This is a genomic window from Microbulbifer sp. SAOS-129_SWC (genome assembly GCF_039696035.1).
Taxonomy (GTDB): domain Bacteria; phylum Pseudomonadota; class Gammaproteobacteria; order Pseudomonadales; family Cellvibrionaceae; genus Microbulbifer.
Genome location: NZ_CP155567.1, coordinates 2260633 through 2280981, shown reverse-complemented (window position 1 = coordinate 2280981; position 20349 = coordinate 2260633). Strand labels below are relative to the sequence as shown.

14 protein-coding genes are annotated in these 20349 nt (G+C 52.9%); 8 read left to right on the top strand and 6 right to left on the bottom strand.

What is annotated here, in order from left to right; translation table 11 throughout:
- Positions 1–214 precede the first annotated feature (214 nt).
- From ABDK11_RS09880 to ABDK11_RS09860, 5 genes are all read right to left on the bottom strand, one after another.
- A complete protein-coding gene (locus tag ABDK11_RS09880) occupies positions 215–1870 on the bottom strand; it encodes a glycosyltransferase family 39 protein (protein ID WP_346840124.1) in 1656 nt (551 codons plus the stop codon).
- Between the two features lie 111 nt (positions 1871–1981).
- Positions 1982–2878 carry a DUF368 domain-containing protein gene (locus ABDK11_RS09875; RefSeq protein WP_346840123.1) on the bottom strand — a complete coding sequence of 299 codons (897 nt, stop codon included), beginning with the start codon at positions 2876–2878 and terminating at the stop codon, positions 1982–1984.
- A 41-nt stretch (positions 2879–2919) separates the two neighbouring features.
- Positions 2920–5988 (bottom strand): efflux RND transporter permease subunit, encoded by a 3069-nt coding sequence (locus tag ABDK11_RS09870; protein ID WP_346840122.1) that lies wholly within the window; start codon positions 5986–5988, stop codon positions 2920–2922.
- Positions 5988–7046: an efflux RND transporter periplasmic adaptor subunit gene (locus tag ABDK11_RS09865; protein ID WP_346840121.1), complete on the bottom strand. Its 1059-nt coding sequence runs from the start codon at positions 7044–7046 to the stop codon at positions 5988–5990. The genes ABDK11_RS09870 and ABDK11_RS09865 overlap by 1 nt, the downstream gene beginning before the upstream one ends.
- The gene (locus ABDK11_RS09860; RefSeq protein ID WP_346840120.1) at positions 7043–8443 is read right to left on the bottom strand and encodes a TolC family protein; all 1401 of its coding nucleotides are present in this window, start codon (positions 8441–8443) and stop codon (positions 7043–7045) included. Before ABDK11_RS09860 ends, ABDK11_RS09865 begins: the two co-directional genes overlap by 4 nt.
- A gap of 906 nt (positions 8444–9349) precedes the next feature.
- Here ABDK11_RS09860 and ABDK11_RS09855 point away from each other — a divergent pair.
- From ABDK11_RS09855 to ABDK11_RS09820, 8 genes are all read left to right on the top strand, one after another.
- On the top strand, positions 9350–11041 hold the full coding sequence (locus ABDK11_RS09855) for a glycosyltransferase family 39 protein (RefSeq protein WP_346840119.1): 1692 nt from the start codon (positions 9350–9352) through the stop codon (positions 11039–11041).
- Between the two features lie 35 nt (positions 11042–11076).
- The gene (locus ABDK11_RS09850; RefSeq protein ID WP_346840118.1) at positions 11077–11448 is read left to right on the top strand and encodes an EamA family transporter; all 372 of its coding nucleotides are present in this window, start codon (positions 11077–11079) and stop codon (positions 11446–11448) included.
- A gap of 1 nt (position 11449) precedes the next feature.
- A complete protein-coding gene (locus ABDK11_RS09845) occupies positions 11450–12568 on the top strand; it encodes a DegT/DnrJ/EryC1/StrS aminotransferase family protein (RefSeq protein ID WP_346840117.1) in 1119 nt (372 codons plus the stop codon).
- Positions 12565–13602, top strand: coding sequence for a glycosyltransferase (locus ABDK11_RS09840; RefSeq protein ID WP_346840116.1), 1038 nt, complete (start codon positions 12565–12567; stop codon positions 13600–13602). The genes ABDK11_RS09845 and ABDK11_RS09840 overlap by 4 nt, the downstream gene beginning before the upstream one ends.
- Complete coding sequence (locus tag ABDK11_RS09835) at positions 13592–14536, top strand: formyltransferase (protein ID WP_346840115.1); 945 nt, start codon at positions 13592–13594, stop codon at positions 14534–14536. The genes ABDK11_RS09840 and ABDK11_RS09835 overlap by 11 nt, the downstream gene beginning before the upstream one ends.
- 49 nt (positions 14537–14585) lie before the next feature.
- A complete protein-coding gene (locus tag ABDK11_RS09830) occupies positions 14586–15632 on the top strand; it encodes a bifunctional UDP-4-keto-pentose/UDP-xylose synthase (RefSeq protein ID WP_346840114.1) in 1047 nt (348 codons plus the stop codon).
- 3 nt (positions 15633–15635) lie between these two features.
- The gene (locus tag ABDK11_RS09825; RefSeq protein WP_346840113.1) at positions 15636–16544 is read left to right on the top strand and encodes a polysaccharide deacetylase family protein; all 909 of its coding nucleotides are present in this window, start codon (positions 15636–15638) and stop codon (positions 16542–16544) included.
- Positions 16545–16799: 255 nt separating this feature from the next.
- Positions 16800–17702, top strand: a complete 903-nt coding sequence (locus ABDK11_RS09820; protein ID WP_346840112.1) for a glycerophosphodiester phosphodiesterase family protein — start codon at positions 16800–16802, stop codon at positions 17700–17702.
- A gap of 58 nt (positions 17703–17760) precedes the next feature.
- Here ABDK11_RS09820 and ABDK11_RS09815 read toward each other — a convergent pair whose 3' ends face one another.
- The gene (locus ABDK11_RS09815; protein ID WP_346840111.1) at positions 17761–20070 is read right to left on the bottom strand and encodes a DUF6351 family protein; all 2310 of its coding nucleotides are present in this window, start codon (positions 20068–20070) and stop codon (positions 17761–17763) included.
- Positions 20071–20349 lie beyond the last annotated feature (279 nt).

Genomic DNA, 20349 nt, shown 5'->3' with positions numbered 1-20349 from the left:
TACATTGGCGTCACATCAGGCCGATCGAGGTTTTGGGCTGGACCATCCCTCAAAACACGAAGGCAATACGCCGACAATCGAGTACACATCGGATACAGAGCTAATGTAATCCTATTCAACCTTAGAAATTTCGGAGGCTCCGGATAATGACATCCACTATGGCCTACTCGGCGGTTACGCCATCAGCACAAAGTACATTTTCTAGGAATGTCTACTACCGAGTCAGCACGTACATCGTATCCGAGGAAACTGAAATTTTCTGGATGTCTCCCGGCAGCTTGAGTAATTCCTTATCTTCCGAAATCACCACATGATCAGGGTATTGCCGCATGAAAACGGCAAGCTCCTCTGGTGTATCCAGCTGCTTAACGACACGACGTAAATAGTAGACTGCAGCGCCAGACGTTCTCTCTTGAGGGCGGTAAAGTCCGATTTCTGCATTTGCGTCGGAAAATACCGCATTGTCGAATACCGCTTCATAAGACCGGGCCTTTCCCTCGTTTGGATCAAGCACGCCACCATAAACGATAAAAAGCAGACAGATACTGGCCAGACTCCAGGCTAAGGCACGCCCAACGTCCGCTTTCACGCGGTAAAATACCGCAGCGAATAATGCCAGTGCGCTGATTGCGGCTACGGTAATCGTATACAACCCCGCCTGCCACTTGAATAATGCCAGATAGAAAACTCCGGCCAATAGAATTGTGGACAGGAATAGCTGGAAGGACAGCGCATGGCGGGGCAGCCTGGCATGCTGCATAGACAAAGTCCTTTCGCCAATGCGGTAAAAGCGATTAACCGCATCGGTGATCAACAGGCAGGCAGAAGGATAGATCGAGAGTAGGTAAACCTCACGTTTAGAGCTGGATAGCGACAAGAGGAAAATCGGAGCAAAAAGCCAGCAGATCAGCAGCAGGCGATAGCCGCTCAGCTTGCCCTCTTTGACCAGATACCACACACCCACAAATACAATAGGCAGCCACGGTTCAAACAGAACGGGCACTCGTGCCAGGTAATAGTACCAGGCTTCAACATGCCCACCGTGCTGGTACTGCCCCAAAAAGCGACCGACACTATTCACCCAGGTGACCGTATAAAACGCATCCCAACCTGCCTGCGCATACAGAAACCACAACCAAATGGCCAGTGGTATCAATCCGCACGAAAAGGCAACCCCCAGCGCAAAAAATTGTTTAAGCCAGTGACCTCGATCCTTATCACGATTGCTCAACAAGAAATAAGGGAGGACCACCATGATAATGACGGAGATCCCGAAAACGCCTTTGGCCATAGCGGCAATTGCTATTCCCACAGCGCTGGGGACAAGATACCGATAATGATCTGAATCGAGGTATCGGTATAAACTCAGGAGAGAGAGCGCAACGCCAAAAGCCAAGACCATATCCTGGCTCGCGGTTCTTGAATAGGACCAGAATTCCGCCATAGTCACCAGAGTCAGGATCGATACCAGCTGCACTGCAATCGGGTATTTCCGCGCCCGCATCTGTACGCTGAGCAAAATGAGCAATCCAATAGCGGCCAGTGCAGAAGGCAAACGAGAAGACCAATATGAAATACCGAAAATCTTGTATGACACCACCGTCAACCAGGAATATAGCGGCGGCTTTTCAAGAAAGGGCTGCCCATTCAGCTTCGGAACGACATAATCCTGATCAAGGTACATCTGCGTGGCAATACCGGCCACACGGGTCTCGGTAGAATTTGTTAATGGCGTATCATCAATACCGGAGAAAATGACCAGCATGATTACCGTGATCACCGCGGTAATCAGCAACCTCTTTTGCCACCAATCAACCCCCGGCTGGAAGACAATGTTTCTTCCGGGGGGTACTGAATCCTGGTTAATCATTATAAATCGCTCATAATTTCATCGAAAATAAGATCCAACGTTAGCACTTACGGTGGCTGTAAATTATCCGCGACCGCTACGAAATAAAGAACCGGATTGAATTACTTACATTCATGATGTTGCTTTGGCACTTACGCCAGCTCTATTTTCCAGAACAAAAACCAACACTACACTGGACGCTGCGAGCGCGACACACAGGAGTACGTCCATCACGGGATCTGCGGTAGGCAATATGTTATGCATGGTAAAACCTCCCATCCCCTCGCCTGCCGATTCCTTCCAGGGCCAGATGATTGACAGCGAGCCGAGTAAAATTCCGGTCAACCAGGATAGAATTGACGCGCGATAACGATGAAGCAGCAGCGACAAGAGGCGCACGAAAACGACAAGACCAACGGAACACCCCGAAGAAAAGACAAGGATCGTCGCCACATCCAGCGACTTCACGGCGCCCAGAACTGGCTGATACATACCCAATAGAAGAAGAATAAAGCTTCCTGAAATTCCCGGAAGAATCATTGCACAAATGGCAACGGCCCCAGACAGAAAAACAGAAAGTGGAGTAACAGGGATTTCCGCCGGCCGGACCAAACCCACAGCGACTGCAAAGGCAATGCCCACAATAAACCAGGAAGCTCTAAAGCGTCCTGCAGGCATCTGCCGGTAGATAAACCAGCTTGACGCCGCTACCAGACCAAAGAAAAAGGCCGAAGTCTGCGCCGCGTAGTGTTCAAGTAAATAGGATATTGCATGAGCGAGCGTAAACACACTAAACGCAACCCCAATCAAAAGGCTAATCAGGAAGTTACCATTGATATGTCGCCAAAACTCAAACAAACCGCGGCTGAATAGGATTCTTAGCGCATTAATATCAATCGCTTTCAGGCTATCGATCAGCTCATCGTAAATTCCCGTGATAAAGGCAATAGTGCCCCCAGACACCCCTGGAACCACATCGGCCGCGCCCATAGCTGCACCGCGAAAGAAAATACCGGAGTAACGCCCCATAATAGTTTATCCTGTTTCTTTATTTTATTACATTCGTTTAGTTACGCTTTAGCCCGGCGCCAGAAAGGCCGCAAGGAGACTGAAACCAGGACCCGGTATATCAACGGCATCACAATAACGACCATCGGCACCTGAACCAGTAATCCCGAGATAATTGCCACCGCCAGCGGGTGCTGCATCGCGGCGCCCTCCCCCAGCGTCAGTGCCAGAGGCAAAAGGGCGAATATAGCGGTAATTGTTGTCATGGATATTGGCCTGAGGCGGTTTTCTCCCGCCTTAACTAAAGCCTGGCTGAACTCCATCTTGTTTTTTCTAAGGCTTCGATACTCCGAAAAGTAAAAGATGGCGACCTCGGTAAACATACCGACGATCATGGTCATGCCCATAATGGCTGTAATATTAAGCTCTGTCCCGGTGATCCAGAGACCGGAAAATACAGCCGCCATGCCTAGCAAAGACGTAATCACGATTGCAGTCGAAGCGGCAAAATCCTCATACAGGAATAGCAATAGCAGGTAAATCAGCGCAATGGCTGCCGTGAATGTGAACAGCAGCCCCTTGAACGCAATTTGCTGCTGCTTGTACAGGCCACCAAGCTCAAAGTAGATTGACTTGGGCAGGAAACCGCGTTTTTTCAACAGGTGTTGCACATCTCGCATGGTCGAGCCTAAATCGCGACCGCTGATACGCCCGGTCACCGCGACCATCCGCTGGAGGTTATCCCGCGTAATCTGCGGTTGTCCTGTTTCTATATCTATCTTGGCAATGCGCCTTAATGGCACCAAATGGCCATCCTGAGCGCGAAGCTGAACATTTTTAATTGCGGAGACACGGTCCCGAACCCCTTGTGGAACCCACACCCGCACTTGCGTTTGCTTGATTTTTCCCTGAACGTTGGTGGTAACCGTACCGTGGAACCACGCATCCAGTTGTTGAGTCACCTCTCCCGGCTCAATACCGGCGAGCGCCGCCTTGTCGCGATCCACGACAATATTCACAGCATCACCCGCCAAAACGACACCGTCCTGAACATCCACAATCCCGGGTACCTTCTCAATCGCAGCAGCCACCTTCGGCGCGGTCTTCATTAACTGATCGAAATCCTCACCATACAACTTGATTTCAATCGGTTGTGGTACTGCTGTCAGATCCCCTATCAAGTCCTCCATTAAGAGCGCCATTTCCAGCTCAATGCCTGGTACCTGCTGCTCTATTCGACTGCGAATCTGGTCCATAACCTGACCAATAGGTGGGCGAGGAAATGGCTTCAGACGCACAAAAAAGTCGCCCTCGTTAGCCTCACTCAGGCCGCCACCCAGCTGCGCACCAGTGCGTCGGGAATAGGTCTCAACGGACTTATTTTCCGTCAGTATTTTCTCAACCTGCTGTAGAAGCCGGTCGGTCTCAGCGAGCGAGGTCCCCGCCGGAGTGCGATAGTCGAGGACGAATCCACCCTCATCCATCTTCGGAATAAACCCGGTGCCGACTTGTCGATAGCCGAAATATCCGAGCAGCATCAAAGGTAGAACTCCGATTAAGATCAGTACCGGAGTGCGCATCAGGCGCGCCATGGCAAAACGATAGAAACGAAGAATTCGCTCAAAAAGCGGTTGTGAATCCTCGACTTCCGCGTCCTTGCGACTCAAAAGATGTTCAGCCAGCAGTGGAATTGCCAACCATGCCAGCAGGAAAGAGATGATCAGGCTGCTTGCCATCGTTAGCGAAAGTGCCTTGAAAAAAGCACCAGTTACCCCCGAAAGAAACGCCAGTGGTGCGAAAACGATAATTGTCGCAGCGGAGGAACCTGCCAGCGGCGAGGTAAATTCTATCGCTGCCTGGCGAACGGATCGCTGTAACTCACTATTTCTTTCACGCAGTCGCCGCAATATGTGCTCGACCATGACAATGGCGTCATCGATAATCAGGCCAACCGCAGCTGCCATTCCACCGAGCGTCATGATGTTGAAGCTCATGTTGAAGAGATATAGGAGCAGCACTGTGCTGGCCAGAACCGAGGGCACGATCAGCACCCCTACCAGGGCAATCTTCATACTCCGCAGAAAAACGAAGAGCACCAGCGCGGCCAGTATGACACCGATCACAATAGCGTCGCGTACACTTTTCGCCGACGCTGTAACAAGGTCGCTCTGGTCATACCAGTTGGCGACTTTGACGTCCTTGGGAATTCTGTCACGGTACTTGGACAGCCGTTGATTCACATTTTTCACGATCTGGACGGTATTACCGCCCGGCTGCTGATAGACCTGTACCAGTACTGCGTCGCGCCCATCTGCCGTTACACGCTGCCATTTAGGGGCACTGGTAGCGTAGACCCGGGCGATATCCTCAAGCTTGACAAGGCCGCTGTTGCCGCTACGCAAAACGGTGTCTTCAATCGTCTTCAACGACTGAATCCGGATATCCGACAGCAAAAGATAGAGTTTGTAATGATCCTCCAGGCGGCCGACGGCCTGAAGTACATTATTGGCGGAGACTGCCTTGGCGACATCCGCAAAACTAAGCCCATACGCAGCAAGCTTCTGAGGGTCAACTTCGACGCGGTACTCCGCAGTATCCCCTCCCATTACTGATACCTTGGCGACACCGGGAACCGATGACAATAATGGCACAAGAGAATACTTGGCCAGGTCACGTAATTTAATCTGTGATTCACTTTCCGACGTCAAGCTGTAAGCAGCGATTGGGAAAACGGTCGGATCCATGCGCCGCACGGTGAACTTTGTTCCAGGGGGTAAATCAGAAAGTGACTGATTGACGACGGACTCGACCTGCAGCATTGCGCTGATCATGTCGTCACCCCAGCCAAAATTTATTGACAGTTCGGCGCTACCACGACTGGTGGTCGAACGTATACTGACGACACCGGGAACAGAACGAACCGCCTGCTCTACTTTTCGGGTTGCCTCAATGACCATTTGATCTGCAGAACGATCACCGGAATCCAGCATTACCACGATGCGCGGAAAGTCAATATGGGGAAAGAGTGCTACCGGCAGGCGTATTCCGACAGCAACACCGGCCAACGCTAAAATTCCAACCATAAACAAAATGGAGCGTCGGTGCCCGGCGGCCCAATGAGTAATCGACATCAATGACGCTCCGCCAGTCTCACTGAAGCGCCGTCAGTCAATTCATAGTTACCCTTTATCACTACCTTATCCCCCGTCTGCAGATCCCCCCGGACGCCGATCATCTTGCCTTCATCCGCCCCAGCCTCTACGGCAACACGTTTTGCATGCCCAGCTTTGATGATGAATACATAGGCCTTCCCAGCATCAAACAACACGGCACTGCGCGGTACGACGAGAGACTGCCGGGAGAGAACCTGAATCTGTGCTGAAACACGACTGCCCAGAACGAGCTGATCGCTCTGGGCTTTTGGCACCACCGCAAGCACTTCTACCAGGCGGGTAACAGGATCAATCATTGCGTGAACTTCCCGGACTTCCGTCGTAATCTGGGTATCCGGGGAAAAAACTGACTTCACGATCACTGGATTTCCCGCCCGTACTTCTGGCAGGTCCTCAGGCTCCACGCCGAGGCGCACGATCAAGCGCTGCTGTGCACCGATCAGCATCACAGTAGTATCAGCTGCCACTCGCTGTCCCTGGGTCGCGGAGAGGCTGGTTACGATCCCGTCTACCGGCGCACGCAGGACCTCCCGAGACAACCCTTGCCCGCGCTTTTTGACCGCCTCAAAAGTCGAGAGCGCATCCTGTAAATTCTTACGCGCTGCATCAACCTCCGCCCCTGTCGCCATCTGCTCATTCAGGAGGCGCTTCTGCCGCTCAAGTTCGCGTTTAGCGAAATCCACGGCACTCTTGGCCTGAAAATATTGCGTGCGCGCATCAGGGGACGTCACCAGCTCAAGTAGCTGATCACCACTTTTTACCCGTTGCCCCAGCCGAACCCAGACCCGATTGATGAGCCCCGCGCGCGGAAGCGAGAGACTGAACTCACTGTCCGGATCTGGCTCCAGGGTTCCATATGCGGTCAGGTGCTTTTTGACCTCCTGTTGATTCACCGTTGCGACGTTCACCAGAACACTTGGCGGCTCTGCATGAGCGAGAAGAGCAATAGGAGTCAAGATACAGGCAGCTATTACCCCCTGTATGCCTGGGCCAAGAAGCTTGGTAGCCTTTTTCATTTCACGGGTTCCGACGGATCAATCACATTTGTGGCGCTGTATTCCGGCATAGCCAGCAATGCTTCAAGCGCAATTCTGTTTTCCCAGAGCGATCTTTTGAGATCGAGCGATTCCAATTTTTTGTTTACCCACGTGGATTCCAAATTCAAAAATGTGAGCGCATTGATATCACCATGTGCATAGGCAGCCCTGGCGTTATTCACCTGACTCTGTAACGTGGGGAGGATTTTCTCTAACTGCGCCTGCTTGTCATGCAGAATCTGCTGCAGGCTGAGAAGTTGTCTGGCATTTTTCTCCGCTTCAGCAAGCCTTGCGTGATATTCCTCGCGCAACTGCCGGCGAGTCGCACGCTCTATGGCAATGTTGCCACGGTTACCACTAAAGAATGGCAACTGCAGGCTGACACTAACACCGCTACTGTGGATGTTGCTCGTATCGCGCGCACGATTGAAACCCACGGTCACCGCCGGGTACTGTGCCAATACCGCCGCCCTAACCCGCGACTCCTGGCTTGCATAGCCTGCCTTGAGAGATAACAGGTCCGGTCTTGAAGCAGGCATTCTCTGGATGTAGGACTCTGCAACAGTCCGGTCCAGCATTGGCGGGGCGGACATAGCTGATAGCGGGACCTTAACCTCACCCTGCAGCCCTAATAACAGATTGAGGTCGTAGCGTGTTTTGTTGTGCGTTTGCTCCACTTGAGAGAGCTGGCTGATGACATCTGCTAATGCGGAGAGGTCTGTACCGCTGACCGAGAGTGTTGTGTCATGGCGCTCCAACGCCCTCGCGGAGTGCTCGTAACGCTCCTTGTAGAGCGCTTTAATGTTATGCAGCAGTGCAAGCTGTTGCTGTTCAAACTGAAGCCTTACGGCCAGAGAGCGCGCCTTCAGATCGACCTGCCACTCCTTCCACAGAATATCGAGATTCAGTTTCTCCTGACTCGCTTGCGCCGCCTCGATACGGGCATTACGCGTAATCAAGTTCCCGAAATCGTACTCCAGCATCGACAGCCAGCCATCCACCAGGTCCGGGGCATCGTTATCCGGCCTATCCACTGACCCCGAAAATCTTGGATCGGGGACCAGCCCGGAAGCAAAGACCTGCGCCTGACCCACCGACGCACTTGCGCGTTGCGCTTGTAGCCGGGGATTGTTCAAGACGGCGAGAATCCCTATCTCCGTGAGATTCAGGCCATCCTCCAAATTAACGGAATAGCTATGCTGCAAGCCTGGCTGGTTGGCCGCCATCGCTATGCCACCTTGCATACTCGAAGCCAACGGCGGCGCATCATCGACAATCGGTTGAGGCGTGTAACGGGTGCAACTGGTGATGGCAGCAACAGCAAGTAAGGCAAAAGACCTGATAATAAGAGAATCAAATCGAACAGAACTCAACATCCATATCATCCGTATTTATCAGCCCCAGTGGATCATGGAAGCGCTCAGACACCTGAGCGTAAAGAGCACAACGCCAACAGGCCTGTACCTAATGTTGCGATAGGATGGAGTCGTCGAAAGTAACGGCCACGGGCACTAGACCTACACGACCCGTCTAGGGACCATTTCACAGGCCTGGTGCCGGCGAACCAGCGACCAACAAGGACCTGGTTATTTTTTAACCATGTCGTCATTGCGGGCTTCCCCCTCGGCGAGTAGATGGAGCTGTATTACGACGCAACAGCCCTACGTCTTACCAACTGCCAGCGGCACCGGACAGGCGCCCCAGGCTGATGTCCGCGACAAGCAGTTTGGTGTCAGCCGGGAACCGGGAAATCGGCGCGCATCTCGAGCACCTTTTTCCATTTGGGAATGTATCGGGATGCTTCCGATCCATCATCTTGCCCTCAGCTGGTAAATATTAGTAACGATGGCGGGAGAGTACAGGAGAGGGGATAAAATAATAATGAAAAGAATGTAAAAACTATGTCAAATCAAGCGGTACCGACTCGGGGTTGGCATGGTTCCGTGCAATTTTTTCGGCCCGGCAATTGGTATTACACGACAGCCGACGAATTTTGGTTCTGTCACAATTGTCAGGTTGACTTTTCGGCCAGAAGGACGCAGCCTTCTTTGCCTTGAATCCCAGCTTCATGGCCATTAAGCCGGTGAAAACCCCAAGGGATTCGGATAGTATTTGTTGTTAAAGCAGGAAGACCATCCGGTGGCACCCCTACATTGTTCAAGCCTTAATAGCCCGTGCCGAGCAGCTCTGTACAAGTCCATGTATTCCAATCCCGGATAGCCTCCCGCCCCACGAATCGCACCCACAAGAATCTCTCTAAGGTTTAATAGCAAGAGGCAGAAATGGACACAGGCTATCTAAGTGCAGATCGTATTCCAGATGTGAAAGAAAGTAGCACCAGTAGAACGAACCTCTTCTATGTGTGCGTCGCACTCCTGCTGATCATATGGTTTTCCGGACTGGGCCACCGCGACCTCGTTGAGCCAGACGAAGGGCGCTATGCAGAAATCCCGCGGGAAATGGTTTCATCTGGCGACTGGACCACGCCACGCCTCAATGACTTGAAATATTTCGAGAAGCCGGCCTTGCAGTACTGGCTCACCGCGGCCAGCTATGAGGTCTTTGGTTACAGTAACGCGAGCGCACGCCTCTGGATTGCTCTGGCCTCTTTCGCTTGCGCAGCGTTTATGGGATTCCTGGGGCTGCGCCTCTACGGGCGCGACGTCGGCCGGTACAGCTTTCTATTGACTGCAAGTACAGTTCTATTCGCCGGGGCGGGTCACTACCTCACGCTCGACATGACGTTGACGCTATTCATGACACTGGGCGTCGGCTGCCCGATCCTGGCGATGAGACCAGGCATTTCTCCTCAAGCGAAGCGCAACTGGATGTTGGCTGGCTGGGCAGCTCTGGCATTCGCGGTACTGTCAAAGGGGCTCATTGGCGTTGTTCTGCCGGGTGCAGCCCTTGTTGGCTATTTACTCTGGCAACGCGACTGGAAACTGATACAAGATCTGCACCCGGTAAAAGGCATACTCCTGTTCCTGCTTGTCTGTGCACCCTGGTTTATAGAAGTTTCGCGACAGAACCCCGAATTCTTTCACTTTTTCTTTATTCGTGAGCATTTCGAGCGCTATACAACCAACGTGCACCATCGCGAAGGGCCTGTTTACTATTTCTTAGGCGTATTTATCATAGGTGTACTACCGTGGCTGGTTACCAGCGCAAAAAGCGTCCTGTTTCCACGGTTCTCATGGGGTTCCTCCAAAGAAAATGGATTCGATACCGAAAAGTTCATCTGGCTTTATATCGCAATCACTTTCATCTTCTTCTCTTTGGGCCACTCAAAATTACCGGCCTACATACTGCCCATTTTCCCATTCGTCGCACTTCTGGCAGCGAAGCGACTGAGCGTGGACAAGGTCGTCAAAGGTGACGCCTGGGTAATGCTGGTTACGGCAGTACTGGCATTCGTTTTGGCAATGCTTGGACCGCACTTCGCCTCGGAGAAGAATCCCGCCGCGCTCTTTATCGCCTATCGGCCCTGGTTGATTGGCGCCGCCTTGTCGCTGGGACTCGGCGCCTTTGCATTGCTCAAATGGAAACGCAAACCTTCAACGGCCATCCCTGTCGCCAGCGTATGCGCGACACTGTGCACCATGCTGTTTTTGTGGGGCTTTCAATCAATCGCCGTATCCCGATCCAGTGCTGATGAAGCAAAGGCCATCATGAGTTACGCCGACGACTCTACGCCGATTTACGCTATCGACAACTATCCCCAGGCCCTGCCCTTCTATCTGGAGCGCCCCATTACACTGGTCTCCTACACCGGCGAACTGAAAATGGGTATTGAAGCCGAACCGCAAAAGTACATCGCCACCAAGGCCGAGTTCTGGAAAAAATGGAATACGCAGAGACAGGCAGTAGCCGTCATCCGCGCTGACGAAAAGGAAGATTTCCTGGCCAAAGGAAAAGATACCGAAATAATTTATGAAGGGCCTCGCCGAATTGTCATGGCCAAGCAATTAAAATAGCACCCAGCGAACCCTAGAACAGGAACAGTAATCAAATGACAGGCGTCACATTCTCGTTGATTATGGCCGGTGTGCTACTGAACGCCATCGCGCAACTGCTGCTAAAAGCGTCCGTGAGTGAAGTCGGCAGCATCGGCCTCACTATCGATAGTGCCTGGCCTATCACCCATCGTCTAATCAGTGAACCCTGGCTATGGCTGGGACTGTGTTGCTACGGCGTTAGCGTGATTGTCTGGATACTGGCGCTCTCCAGAGTCGACGTCAGTATTGCATACCCCATGCTTTCCATCGGCTACGTAGTCAATGCCTTTATGGCATGGTGGCTGCTCGGTGAGTCGCTGGGTTACGGAAAACTTGCCGGTATCGGCATCATTATTATTGGTGTAATAGTTTTAGCGAGGTCTTGACATGCTGCCATTTACACGGCCCACCATCTCCCAGGAAGAGATCGATGCGGTGTCGGATGTGTTGCGCTCCGGTTGGTTAGCCTCGGGCCCCAAGGTCAAGGAGTTTGAAGCAAAGCTCGCTGACTTTATTGGCGGTGGCACGCAGGTTAGAACGTTCAATTCGGGTACAGCGGCCCTGGAAGCGGCACTCATCGCATCCGGTATCGGACCTGGAGATGAAGTCATTGTGCCCGCCATGAGTTTTGTTGCATCCGCCAATGTCGTACTTCGAGTGGGTGCAACACCGGTCTTTGTGGATGTAGATCTTCGCTCCCGCAATCTGGATATCGAAAAAGTAAAGCCTGCAGTGACGGATAAGACACGCGCGATAATGCCTGTCCATTTCTCCGGCCTGCCGGTAGACATGGACCCGATTTATAAACTTGCATCTGACAGTGGTTACGTAGTGATTGAAGACGCTTGCCATGCGATCGGCTCCAACTACAAAGGTAACGGAATCGGCTCGGCAGGTAATCCCGTTTGCTTTAGTTTTCACCCCAACAAGAATATGACCACTATCGAAGGTGGCGCCCTGGCTTGCTCGGACAAGAACTTCATGGCGCAGATCGAGCGTCTTCGCTTTCATGGTATAGAGCGCGATGCGCAGGGGGAAATTCTGGTATCGGAATGGGGAGGGAAAATGAACCTCTCTGATGTCAGTGCCGCTCTGGGTATCGTTCAACTGGATAAGCTGGAGGGATGGAATCAGGCCAGAACGCATTTGGCCCAGAGATATTTCCGTCACCTGCCCGACCACCCGGCCCTGATCAAACCACAGGATGGTGATGGGCATTCCTGGCATATGTTCTGCGTCTGTATTGATTCAGCGGCGCTCGGTATGGAGCGGCAGGAAATCGTCGCCTACTTTAATGACCGCGGCGTCGCGGTCGGGGCGCATTACCCGGCAATGCACCTGTTTCCACTGTATCGCAAACTGGGATATGGCCCGGGAAGCTGCCCTAATGCGGAAAGAATCGGCACCCAGACCTTCACATTACCCCTCTTCCCCACCATGACGGATTCTGATGTTGATCTGGTCTGCGAGGCAGTGCATGGATTATTTTCCGAGCGAGGCCAATGATGTTACAACAAGTTGAGAAAACCGGCTCAGAACACCGAAATTCACCCGATGGCCGGGTAGAACTGTCCATTGTGATACCGGTATATAACGAAGAAGCGGTGCTCGAATCGCTCTTTGACCGGCTCTATGGCGCCATGGATCGCCTGGACAGGTCCTATGAAGTTATCTTCGTCGATGATGGCAGCCGTGACCGCTCTGTAGCAATGCTGCGGCAGCAGTATCAGAAGCGCCCGGAAGTGACCAGAGTCGTTATTCTCAGGGCAAATGCCGGTCAGCATGCTGCCATTGTTGCGGGTTTCGAGCGCGCTCTGGGAGACTATGTCATTACGCTGGACTCCGATTTACAGAACCCTCCGGAAGAAATCGAAAAGCTGGTTAGCAAGCTTGATGACGGGCACGATTATGTCGGCACCATCAGGCACCAGCGCATGGATTCAAAATGGCGCGATGTTGCATCTAAAATCATGAATCGCGTGCGCGAGCGGATCTCCAACGTCCATATGACCGATCAGGGGTGTATGTTTCGCGCCTATCACCGCGATATTGTGAAGGCTGTCCTCGACTCCCAGGAGTCCCAGACTTACATACCCGCACTGGCCTATATCTACGCGGCCAATCCGGTAGAGGTGGTGGTGCAACATGAAGAGAGAGCTGCGGGCGAGTCCAAATATTCGTTATTTAAGTTGATACACCTCAATTTTGATCTGATGACCAGCTTTTCCATTCTCCCGCTGCAGATTTTTTCCGTAGTGGGCATGCTGGTATCTGTATTCTCCTTCCTTTTTGTTCTATTCCTCGCCTTGCGTCGACTGATTGTCGGCTCTGAAGTTGAGGGCGTCTTTACCCTATTTGCAATCTCGTTTTTCATCCTCGGCGTTTTACTTTTCGCCGTGGGGATTCTCGGTGAATATGTCGGCAGGATCTATGTCCAGGTCAGAAATCGTCCAAAATTTCTGATCAAGACAGTGCTGGAAAAATCAGTGCAAGAGTCAGGCCCCCAACATACCGCAACGGAATTAGAAGATGCCCGGTAGAAATAGCGCAGTAGTTTTTGCGTATCATAATGTTGGCGCTCGCGGCATTGAGGTTCTGCTATCGTGCGGCGTTGATATACAGCTTGTCGTCACGCATGAAGACAACCCAAATGAAAACATCTGGTTTGACAGCGTAGAAGCACTTGCAAAGAGAAACGACATCCCGGTTATCAAACCGGATGATCCGAACACGCCGGATATCGTCAACAAGATCCAGGCCCTGGCCCCGGCAAGAATTTTCTCTTTTTACTATCGCCATATGCTGCAGGCTCCACTGCTGGATATCCCGACTGCGGGCGCCTTCAATATGCATGGCTCGCTGCTGCCAAAATACCGCGGGCGTGTGCCGGTAAACTGGGCGATCATCAATGGCGAAACAAAAACCGGGGCCAGCCTCCATCGAATGGTGTTGAAACCCGATGCGGGAAGCCTGCTGGATCAGCAGGCAGTGCCGATACTCCCCAACGATACAGCCACTGATGTGTTTCAAAAGGTCACCCTGGCAGCGGAAACCGTGCTCCTGCGGACATTGCCAAAAATGCTGGACGGGACTGCCAAGGAAACACCGTTGGTGCTCAGTTCCGGTAGCTACTTTGGCGGACGGAAGCCAGCCGACGGACTAATTGATTGGTCCCGGTCTGCGCAGGAAATCCACAACCTGATCAGAGCGGTCGCGCCACCCTACCCGGGTGCTTTTTTTGATCTGGGCAACAAGCGCCTCACTATCCTGGGGAGCTATTATCGCCAGGATAGAGCGGACGCTTGTCAGCCGCGGCTCCACTGGAAAGACAGCCGCTTTTGGGCAGATTGCGCAGACGGCAGAAGCCTGATACTCACGCAGGCAGAGCTCGATGGTAAACCGCTATCCGAAAGCCTGTTTAAGCAAAACTTTGGCGAAGAATTTCTGCTTTCAAAAGAACTAGAAAGCCTTTAGAGAGCAATAACTACTCAGACTCCAGCTTTTAAAAATGGGAAAGGGAAAAATGAACATACTTATCCTCGGTGTTAACGGCTTTATCGGACATCACCTATCAGAACGAATACTGGAAACGACTGACTGGAATATCTGGGGCATGGACATGCAGTCCAGCCGACTGGGAAAAATTATCGACAATCCCCGCTTTAACTTCTTCGAAGGCGATATCACCATCAATCACGAATGGATCGAGTATCACATCAAGAAGTGTGATGTCGTGCTGCCGCTGATCGCCATTGCCACACCGGTGAGCTATGTCAAAAATCCACTCGGTGTCTTTGAGCTGGATTTCGAGTCCAACCTACCCATTATCCGTGCCTGCGTAAAATATAAAAAACGAGTGGTCTTCCCGTCGACTTCGGAAGTCTACGGCATGTGTGACGATGATGAATTTGATCCCTATGAATCCAATTTGGTGCTGGGCCCAATAAGCAAGCCACGCTGGATCTATTCCTGTGCCAAACAGCTGATGGATCGTGTGATTTCCGCCTATGGGCAGCAGCAGGGTCTCGATTACACACTGTTCCGCCCATTCAACTGGATCGGACGCGGCCTCGATAACCTGCATACCCCGAAAGAAGGAAGTTCACGGGTCATGACGCAGTTTCTCGGTCATATCGCACGCGGCGAGGAAATCAAGCTGGTAGATGGCGGCAGTCAGCGCAGGAGCTTCACCGACATTAATGATGGAATTTCCGCATTAATCAAGATCATCGAGAATAAGGAGGGTATTGCCAGCGGCAAGATTTACAATCTTGGCAATCCGCGCAACGACCTGTCTATTCGGGAACTGGCTGAATTGATGCTTGATATCGCCAAGGAATTCCCCGAATACCGACCCGGCGCAGAGCGCGTAAAGCTGGTTGATGTCACCTCTGAAGACTACTACGGAAAGGGCTACCAGGATATCCAGACCCGGGTTCCCCATATTGGCAACACGGAGCGGGAGCTCCAGTGGTCTCCGCAAGTCACTACCAGCGATTCTCTGAGAAACATATTCAATGAATATCGAAGTGAAATCGCCGATGCCAGAGAGTTACTGGAAGTAGAGTAGTCAATGAACATTGCACTGAAGGTTGATGTTGATACCTATAGAGGCACGCTGGAAGGCGTGCCTGCCCTGCTTGAGTTGTTTAACCGCTACCAGGTCCCGGCCACCTTCCTGTTCAGCCTCGGCCCCGACCACACCGGCCGGGCACTGCGAAGGGTGTTTCGGCCCGGTTTTTTAAAGAAGGTCAAACGGACATCGGTGGCCAGCCACTACGGCTACAAAACCCTGATGTACGGCGTATTGTTGCCGGGGCCACATATCGGTCGCAAGGCGGGCACTATTCTGCGACAAACTCGTGCAGCCGGACATGAAGTGGGAATACACTGCTATGACCATGTGCGCTGGCAGGATTTTGTTGCCAGAAAGGATCGCGCGTGGACGGCGCGGGAACTACAGCGCGCATACGACGCCTTTGTGGAGGCGGTTGGCGTAAATCCCACTACACTGGGAGCGGCGGGCTGGCAGCTCAACAAGCATGTCATTTCGCTCGAGGAGCAAATGGGCTTTGCTTACGCCAGTGATATTCGCGGTCATACACCTTTTTATCCTGAAATCGAAGGTGAGGCCAGTCGCTGCCTGCAAATTCCCACAACGCTACCAACTCTGGATGAACTCATTGGTCGGGACGGCATCGACGAATCCAACGTGGCCGATCGGGTTTTTGCGGCGAGCCAGAAGCCTTCGGCTTATGGCCATGTGTACACCCTGCACGCCGAGCTGGAAGGCATGCAACTGCTGCCAGTTATGGAGGCTCTGTTGCAGAAATGGCAGGCCAATGGAGACAGCCTGATCACGCTACAAGACTTCTACCAGTCGCTGCCGCTTGAGCAGCTCCCGCATAAGGAGATCGTCTGGGGAGAGGTCGAAGGTAGATCTGGGCTGGTCGCCACGGAAGCGGCCCTACCTGTGAGCTGAACCCGTCAGACCATTGACCCGTAAACCATCGTATCAAGGGCCACCTGAAGTCCGGGTGGCCCCACCTCCCCCTGCATATTCCCCCTTCTCCGGCACCCAGATACCACACTGGAAACGCCAGATTGACTAGCCAATAACCAGCGCCCATACCTGTGATGCTATCCTCTAGTGGGACCTTTGCCGGTAATTCGCGCGCCTGAAAACATGCGCATCAAAGATGGCCAAATCCGCAAACAAAGCGCGGGAGGTGCCCCAGTGACCAAGACCCTAAAGATTAGGAACTCAACGACTGGGACCGCCAGGTTCCCATCCCTGCTGTGTCTTGTCTTTGTCCTACTTTCCCTGACCGCTCACGCCCTGGAGGTACAACCTGAGCGCGGCTTTCACAGGAGTGGTCACGCAGTTTACGTAATTGCGCACAGAGGTGCGCACAATGGTGTCCCGGAAAACTCCATTCCGGCGTACACCAGAGCGATTGCACTGGGCAGTGACTTTATCGAAATCGATGTGCGCGCCACCAAAGATGGCCACTTCGTCAGTATCCATAATCCAACGATAAAAGCCTACACCGAAGGCCGGGACGGCCTGGTGAGTGACATGACACTGTCAGAGTTGATGTCCCTGGATATTGGCCGACGAATCGGCCCTGAATGGGTAAATACAAAGGTGCCCACGTTCGAGCAAATACTGGCACTCTGTAAGGGTAAGGCAGGAATCTATCTCGACCTGAAAGTACCCGCCGTCGCGGAACTGATGAAAATCATCAAACGGTACGGCATGGAAAAGGATGTAATCTGGTATATCCCGTTAGATTTCTATACGCAGATCGGCGCCCAGCCATTCGGTAATTCCTTCCCAATGCCGGATCCAGGGAATGCAGAGAACCTAAAAACACTCCTGCAGCACCAGAATGTTGCGGTTGTCGCCACAGATATGGGCGCCCTGACACCGGAATTTATACAAATAGCACACGACAACAATGTCATGGTTTTTGTCGATGAGCATGAAGGGTCTGTGGCAGAGTGGCAGAAGATGCTGAAATGGAAAGTTGACGGAATACAAACCGATCATCCGGAAAGGCTGATCAAGTATCTGAACAGTAGCCAAACGCAGCCAATGGCAACATCCGAGAAGCCCCCTCCAGCAGCAATACCGTAATGACACTAGACAAAGCGCAGGGCCGGCAGATGCAGTCTGCCAGCTATTCGCTCGCTGCTCACATTGCTGAGCGCTTTACTCTCGGGTAGTCCGGCGCAACACGTTGCCCGGCAATCTTTATCGGCTTGTCATCGAGCGCCAATCGGCCCTGCGGCTGCCCAATTCCCGGCTTGCTGTAATCGCACACCCCAGCGGGAAAAATTCTCTTGAGATCGGCGATATGTGAAACGATTTCTTCGGTATAGGGCGCGTATAGCCCGTGTTCAATGGCGGCCTGAACCGGCTGCAGCGCACATTTATAGACATCACCGGTGATCGGGGCTCCAGCCACCTGCCGGGAAGTACTGTGAATCGGGTATTCCTTCATGCACGCCCCGTTCGGCTGCCCATTCCAACTGCCGTCCCACACATGGCCTCCCGAAGCGATGACACCGCCCAACTGGTCAAAACACTTGTCAACCGCTTCCGCTGGACGATTGGCAACGACGCCCGCATCCGGGTGTTCGATAATATTCTGCATCCAGTGGTCTACGGTAGTGAGGGCCTCATTAATCGGCGAATAGCGTTTATCGCTCACCCAGATCAGCTGATTGTCCGCGTGCCCGCGGCTGCGCCGAATACGTTCACGTGCGGAAAAAGAGGCCGAGCTGTGGTGCATATTCAGATCATCGTCCAGATAGTGCCGCAGATCGATGATGGGGATTTCTGCATCCCCGAGAAATACATGGCCGGAGCGGAATATGCCCTCTATTGCCTCGATGTTGCCCTTGCTGCGTTTAGCCGGGCTATCAAGACTGCCCAGGTTCATGTTCTGGTCGCTCCAGATGGAGAACTCCAGCGGTAGAACGCCACCATTGAGAAACCAGAATTTCTCGTCAACCTGCTTTTGCGGGCTCTTCCACCCGCCAATTGTCGCATTCAGTTTAAGGAAGGTGTTGACGGAAATATTACCGTTCGTCAACGCCCGCAGGCCGTACTGAACACCGACGTTGTCCCAGGTGGAATTGGCGTAGCCGGAGCTTCCGGCACCATAGAATCGACGCAGATCCTCCCAGTGCGACCAGTGTGTTCTCGACGCCACATCTTCGCTATAGTTTTTGGAGAAATCCACAAAATTGGGATTGTTGACCCGGGGCACCAGGCCGCGCCAGCTCTGGGCACATTCTGTTGTCCCTTTGACCTTGTTGCGGTAACGGTTATCAAATAACGCTGCGGCAGTTTTCATGCTGCTGAAGCGACCTTCGACGGTATTACTGGCGGAGAGCCCCTCCACAAGACTGCGTTCGGCGGCGTTTCTCCAGCGCGGATTGTCGGAATCCAGCACGTCGAAGAAGTACTCCAATGGTTCACAATCGAATACATAGATTGTCTGCGTGACCATATCCGGGAATGAATACAGGGGGATGGCGGCATCAATCAGCCCCGGGGCATTCTGCGCAAACAGGTATTGCTGAATCGCGCCCCCCGAACCGCCAAGACCGACCGTGTAGCGGGGTTTGCCGTAGAGTGCCGCAAACTGCTTCTTGAGCCGGCGTGCGGTATCCTCCGACAGCCAGATATCGTAATGATTACTGGTCCGATTGGCCGTGGAGTAGATAACGGCGTAGCCACGGGCGATCTGGTCGGCACGACGCTCAAGGATATCGGACGTGCCAATATTGCCCTGCCGGCGCCCGATACCCACCCCTCCGCGCAACTGGTAAATCAGCCGCTGATTCCAGTTTTTGCCACTGGGCCGCGCGGCGGACCCCCCCTCCCCGCGCAGAGCGGCAATCGCATAGAAAAAGCGATTTATGGTGCCCGTTTCCAGGCGCACCACGAAGTCAACCTTGTGTTGACGTACAGTAATTTGTGCAATGTCTCCAGCCGCTTCACTGAGCGGGTGAAATTTTCCATCGCGCGTACTCTGATAGTAATATCCCACATCAGTCGTGTGACTGCAGTCCCGGCTGTAGCCGATGATCTCCCCGGTCTTGTTTCCATCTTTGTCCAGGGCAAACACCGGCACCCCCTCGCGCCGCTGATTATCCACTAGCGGTTGCTCTCCGGTGATCGAGTTGTTACCGCAGTAGAAGGGGTAGCTGTTGGGGCCGGCAAACAGCGGGTCAACCGGTCCGGATTCCCCGATTTTGATGGGAAACGGAAATGTTTCCTGCGGACGTTTCAGCAATCGCGGATGCGGCCCGGAATAGGCCGGTATCGGCTTGTGGTCCAATGCCCCCGCGGGGACTCCCACCACCGGGGCTTCGGGTACGCTGGAAAAGCGTGGCAGTTTTTCGTATCCATACCAGGCACCGAGGACCATCAAAACCAGCAGTATTAAAAAGCCCTTGAGATAGTAGCTTCCATTTTTTGCAGACTTGCTCATATCCGATTTGCCAAGTTCGTATTTATTGGATTCACTATAGGGAAACTAGTTATTTCGATTACCGGTTGCGGATTACGATTTTATTTCAGTAACGGGGCTGTTGTGCAATCAGCATTCCCGATCTATGTCGTTCCCTGCCTCTATCTAACAGGGTAGTATCTCCGCGAGAGGCTTGCATGGAATTGCCAGCGGTTAACGGCAGGCAGCATTGATTCCGGGTTGGCGGTCGGTGGAGACTGCGCAAGGCAGACAACGCGGCGGGCGCACTCCGGTTATACC

What these genes read in the sequence shown, in the direction of transcription:
- ABDK11_RS09855 (WP_346840119.1), top strand. Translation starts at nt 9,350, where the DNA reads ATGGACACAGGCTATCTAAGTGCAGATCGTATTCCAGATGTGAAAGAA.
- ABDK11_RS09870 (WP_346840122.1), bottom strand. Translation starts at nt 5,988, where the DNA reads ATGTCGATTACTCATTGGGCCGCCGGGCACCGACGCTCCATTTTGTTT.
- ABDK11_RS09815 (WP_346840111.1), bottom strand. Translation starts at nt 20,070, where the DNA reads ATGAGCAAGTCTGCAAAAAATGGAAGCTACTATCTCAAGGGCTTTTTA.
- ABDK11_RS09830 (WP_346840114.1), top strand. Translation starts at nt 14,586, where the DNA reads ATGAACATACTTATCCTCGGTGTTAACGGCTTTATCGGACATCACCTA.
- ABDK11_RS09880 (WP_346840124.1), bottom strand. Translation starts at nt 1,870, where the DNA reads ATGATTAACCAGGATTCAGTACCCCCCGGAAGAAACATTGTCTTCCAG.
- ABDK11_RS09850 (WP_346840118.1), top strand. Translation starts at nt 11,077, where the DNA reads ATGACAGGCGTCACATTCTCGTTGATTATGGCCGGTGTGCTACTGAAC.
- ABDK11_RS09860 (WP_346840120.1), bottom strand. Translation starts at nt 8,443, where the DNA reads ATGTTGAGTTCTGTTCGATTTGATTCTCTTATTATCAGGTCTTTTGCC.
- ABDK11_RS09835 (WP_346840115.1), top strand. Translation starts at nt 13,592, where the DNA reads ATGCCCGGTAGAAATAGCGCAGTAGTTTTTGCGTATCATAATGTTGGC.
- ABDK11_RS09840 (WP_346840116.1), top strand. Translation starts at nt 12,565, where the DNA reads ATGATGTTACAACAAGTTGAGAAAACCGGCTCAGAACACCGAAATTCA.
- ABDK11_RS09865 (WP_346840121.1), bottom strand. Translation starts at nt 7,046, where the DNA reads ATGAAAAAGGCTACCAAGCTTCTTGGCCCAGGCATACAGGGGGTAATA.
- ABDK11_RS09825 (WP_346840113.1), top strand. Translation starts at nt 15,636, where the DNA reads ATGAACATTGCACTGAAGGTTGATGTTGATACCTATAGAGGCACGCTG.
- ABDK11_RS09845 (WP_346840117.1), top strand. Translation starts at nt 11,450, where the DNA reads ATGCTGCCATTTACACGGCCCACCATCTCCCAGGAAGAGATCGATGCG.
- ABDK11_RS09875 (WP_346840123.1), bottom strand. Translation starts at nt 2,878, where the DNA reads ATGGGGCGTTACTCCGGTATTTTCTTTCGCGGTGCAGCTATGGGCGCG.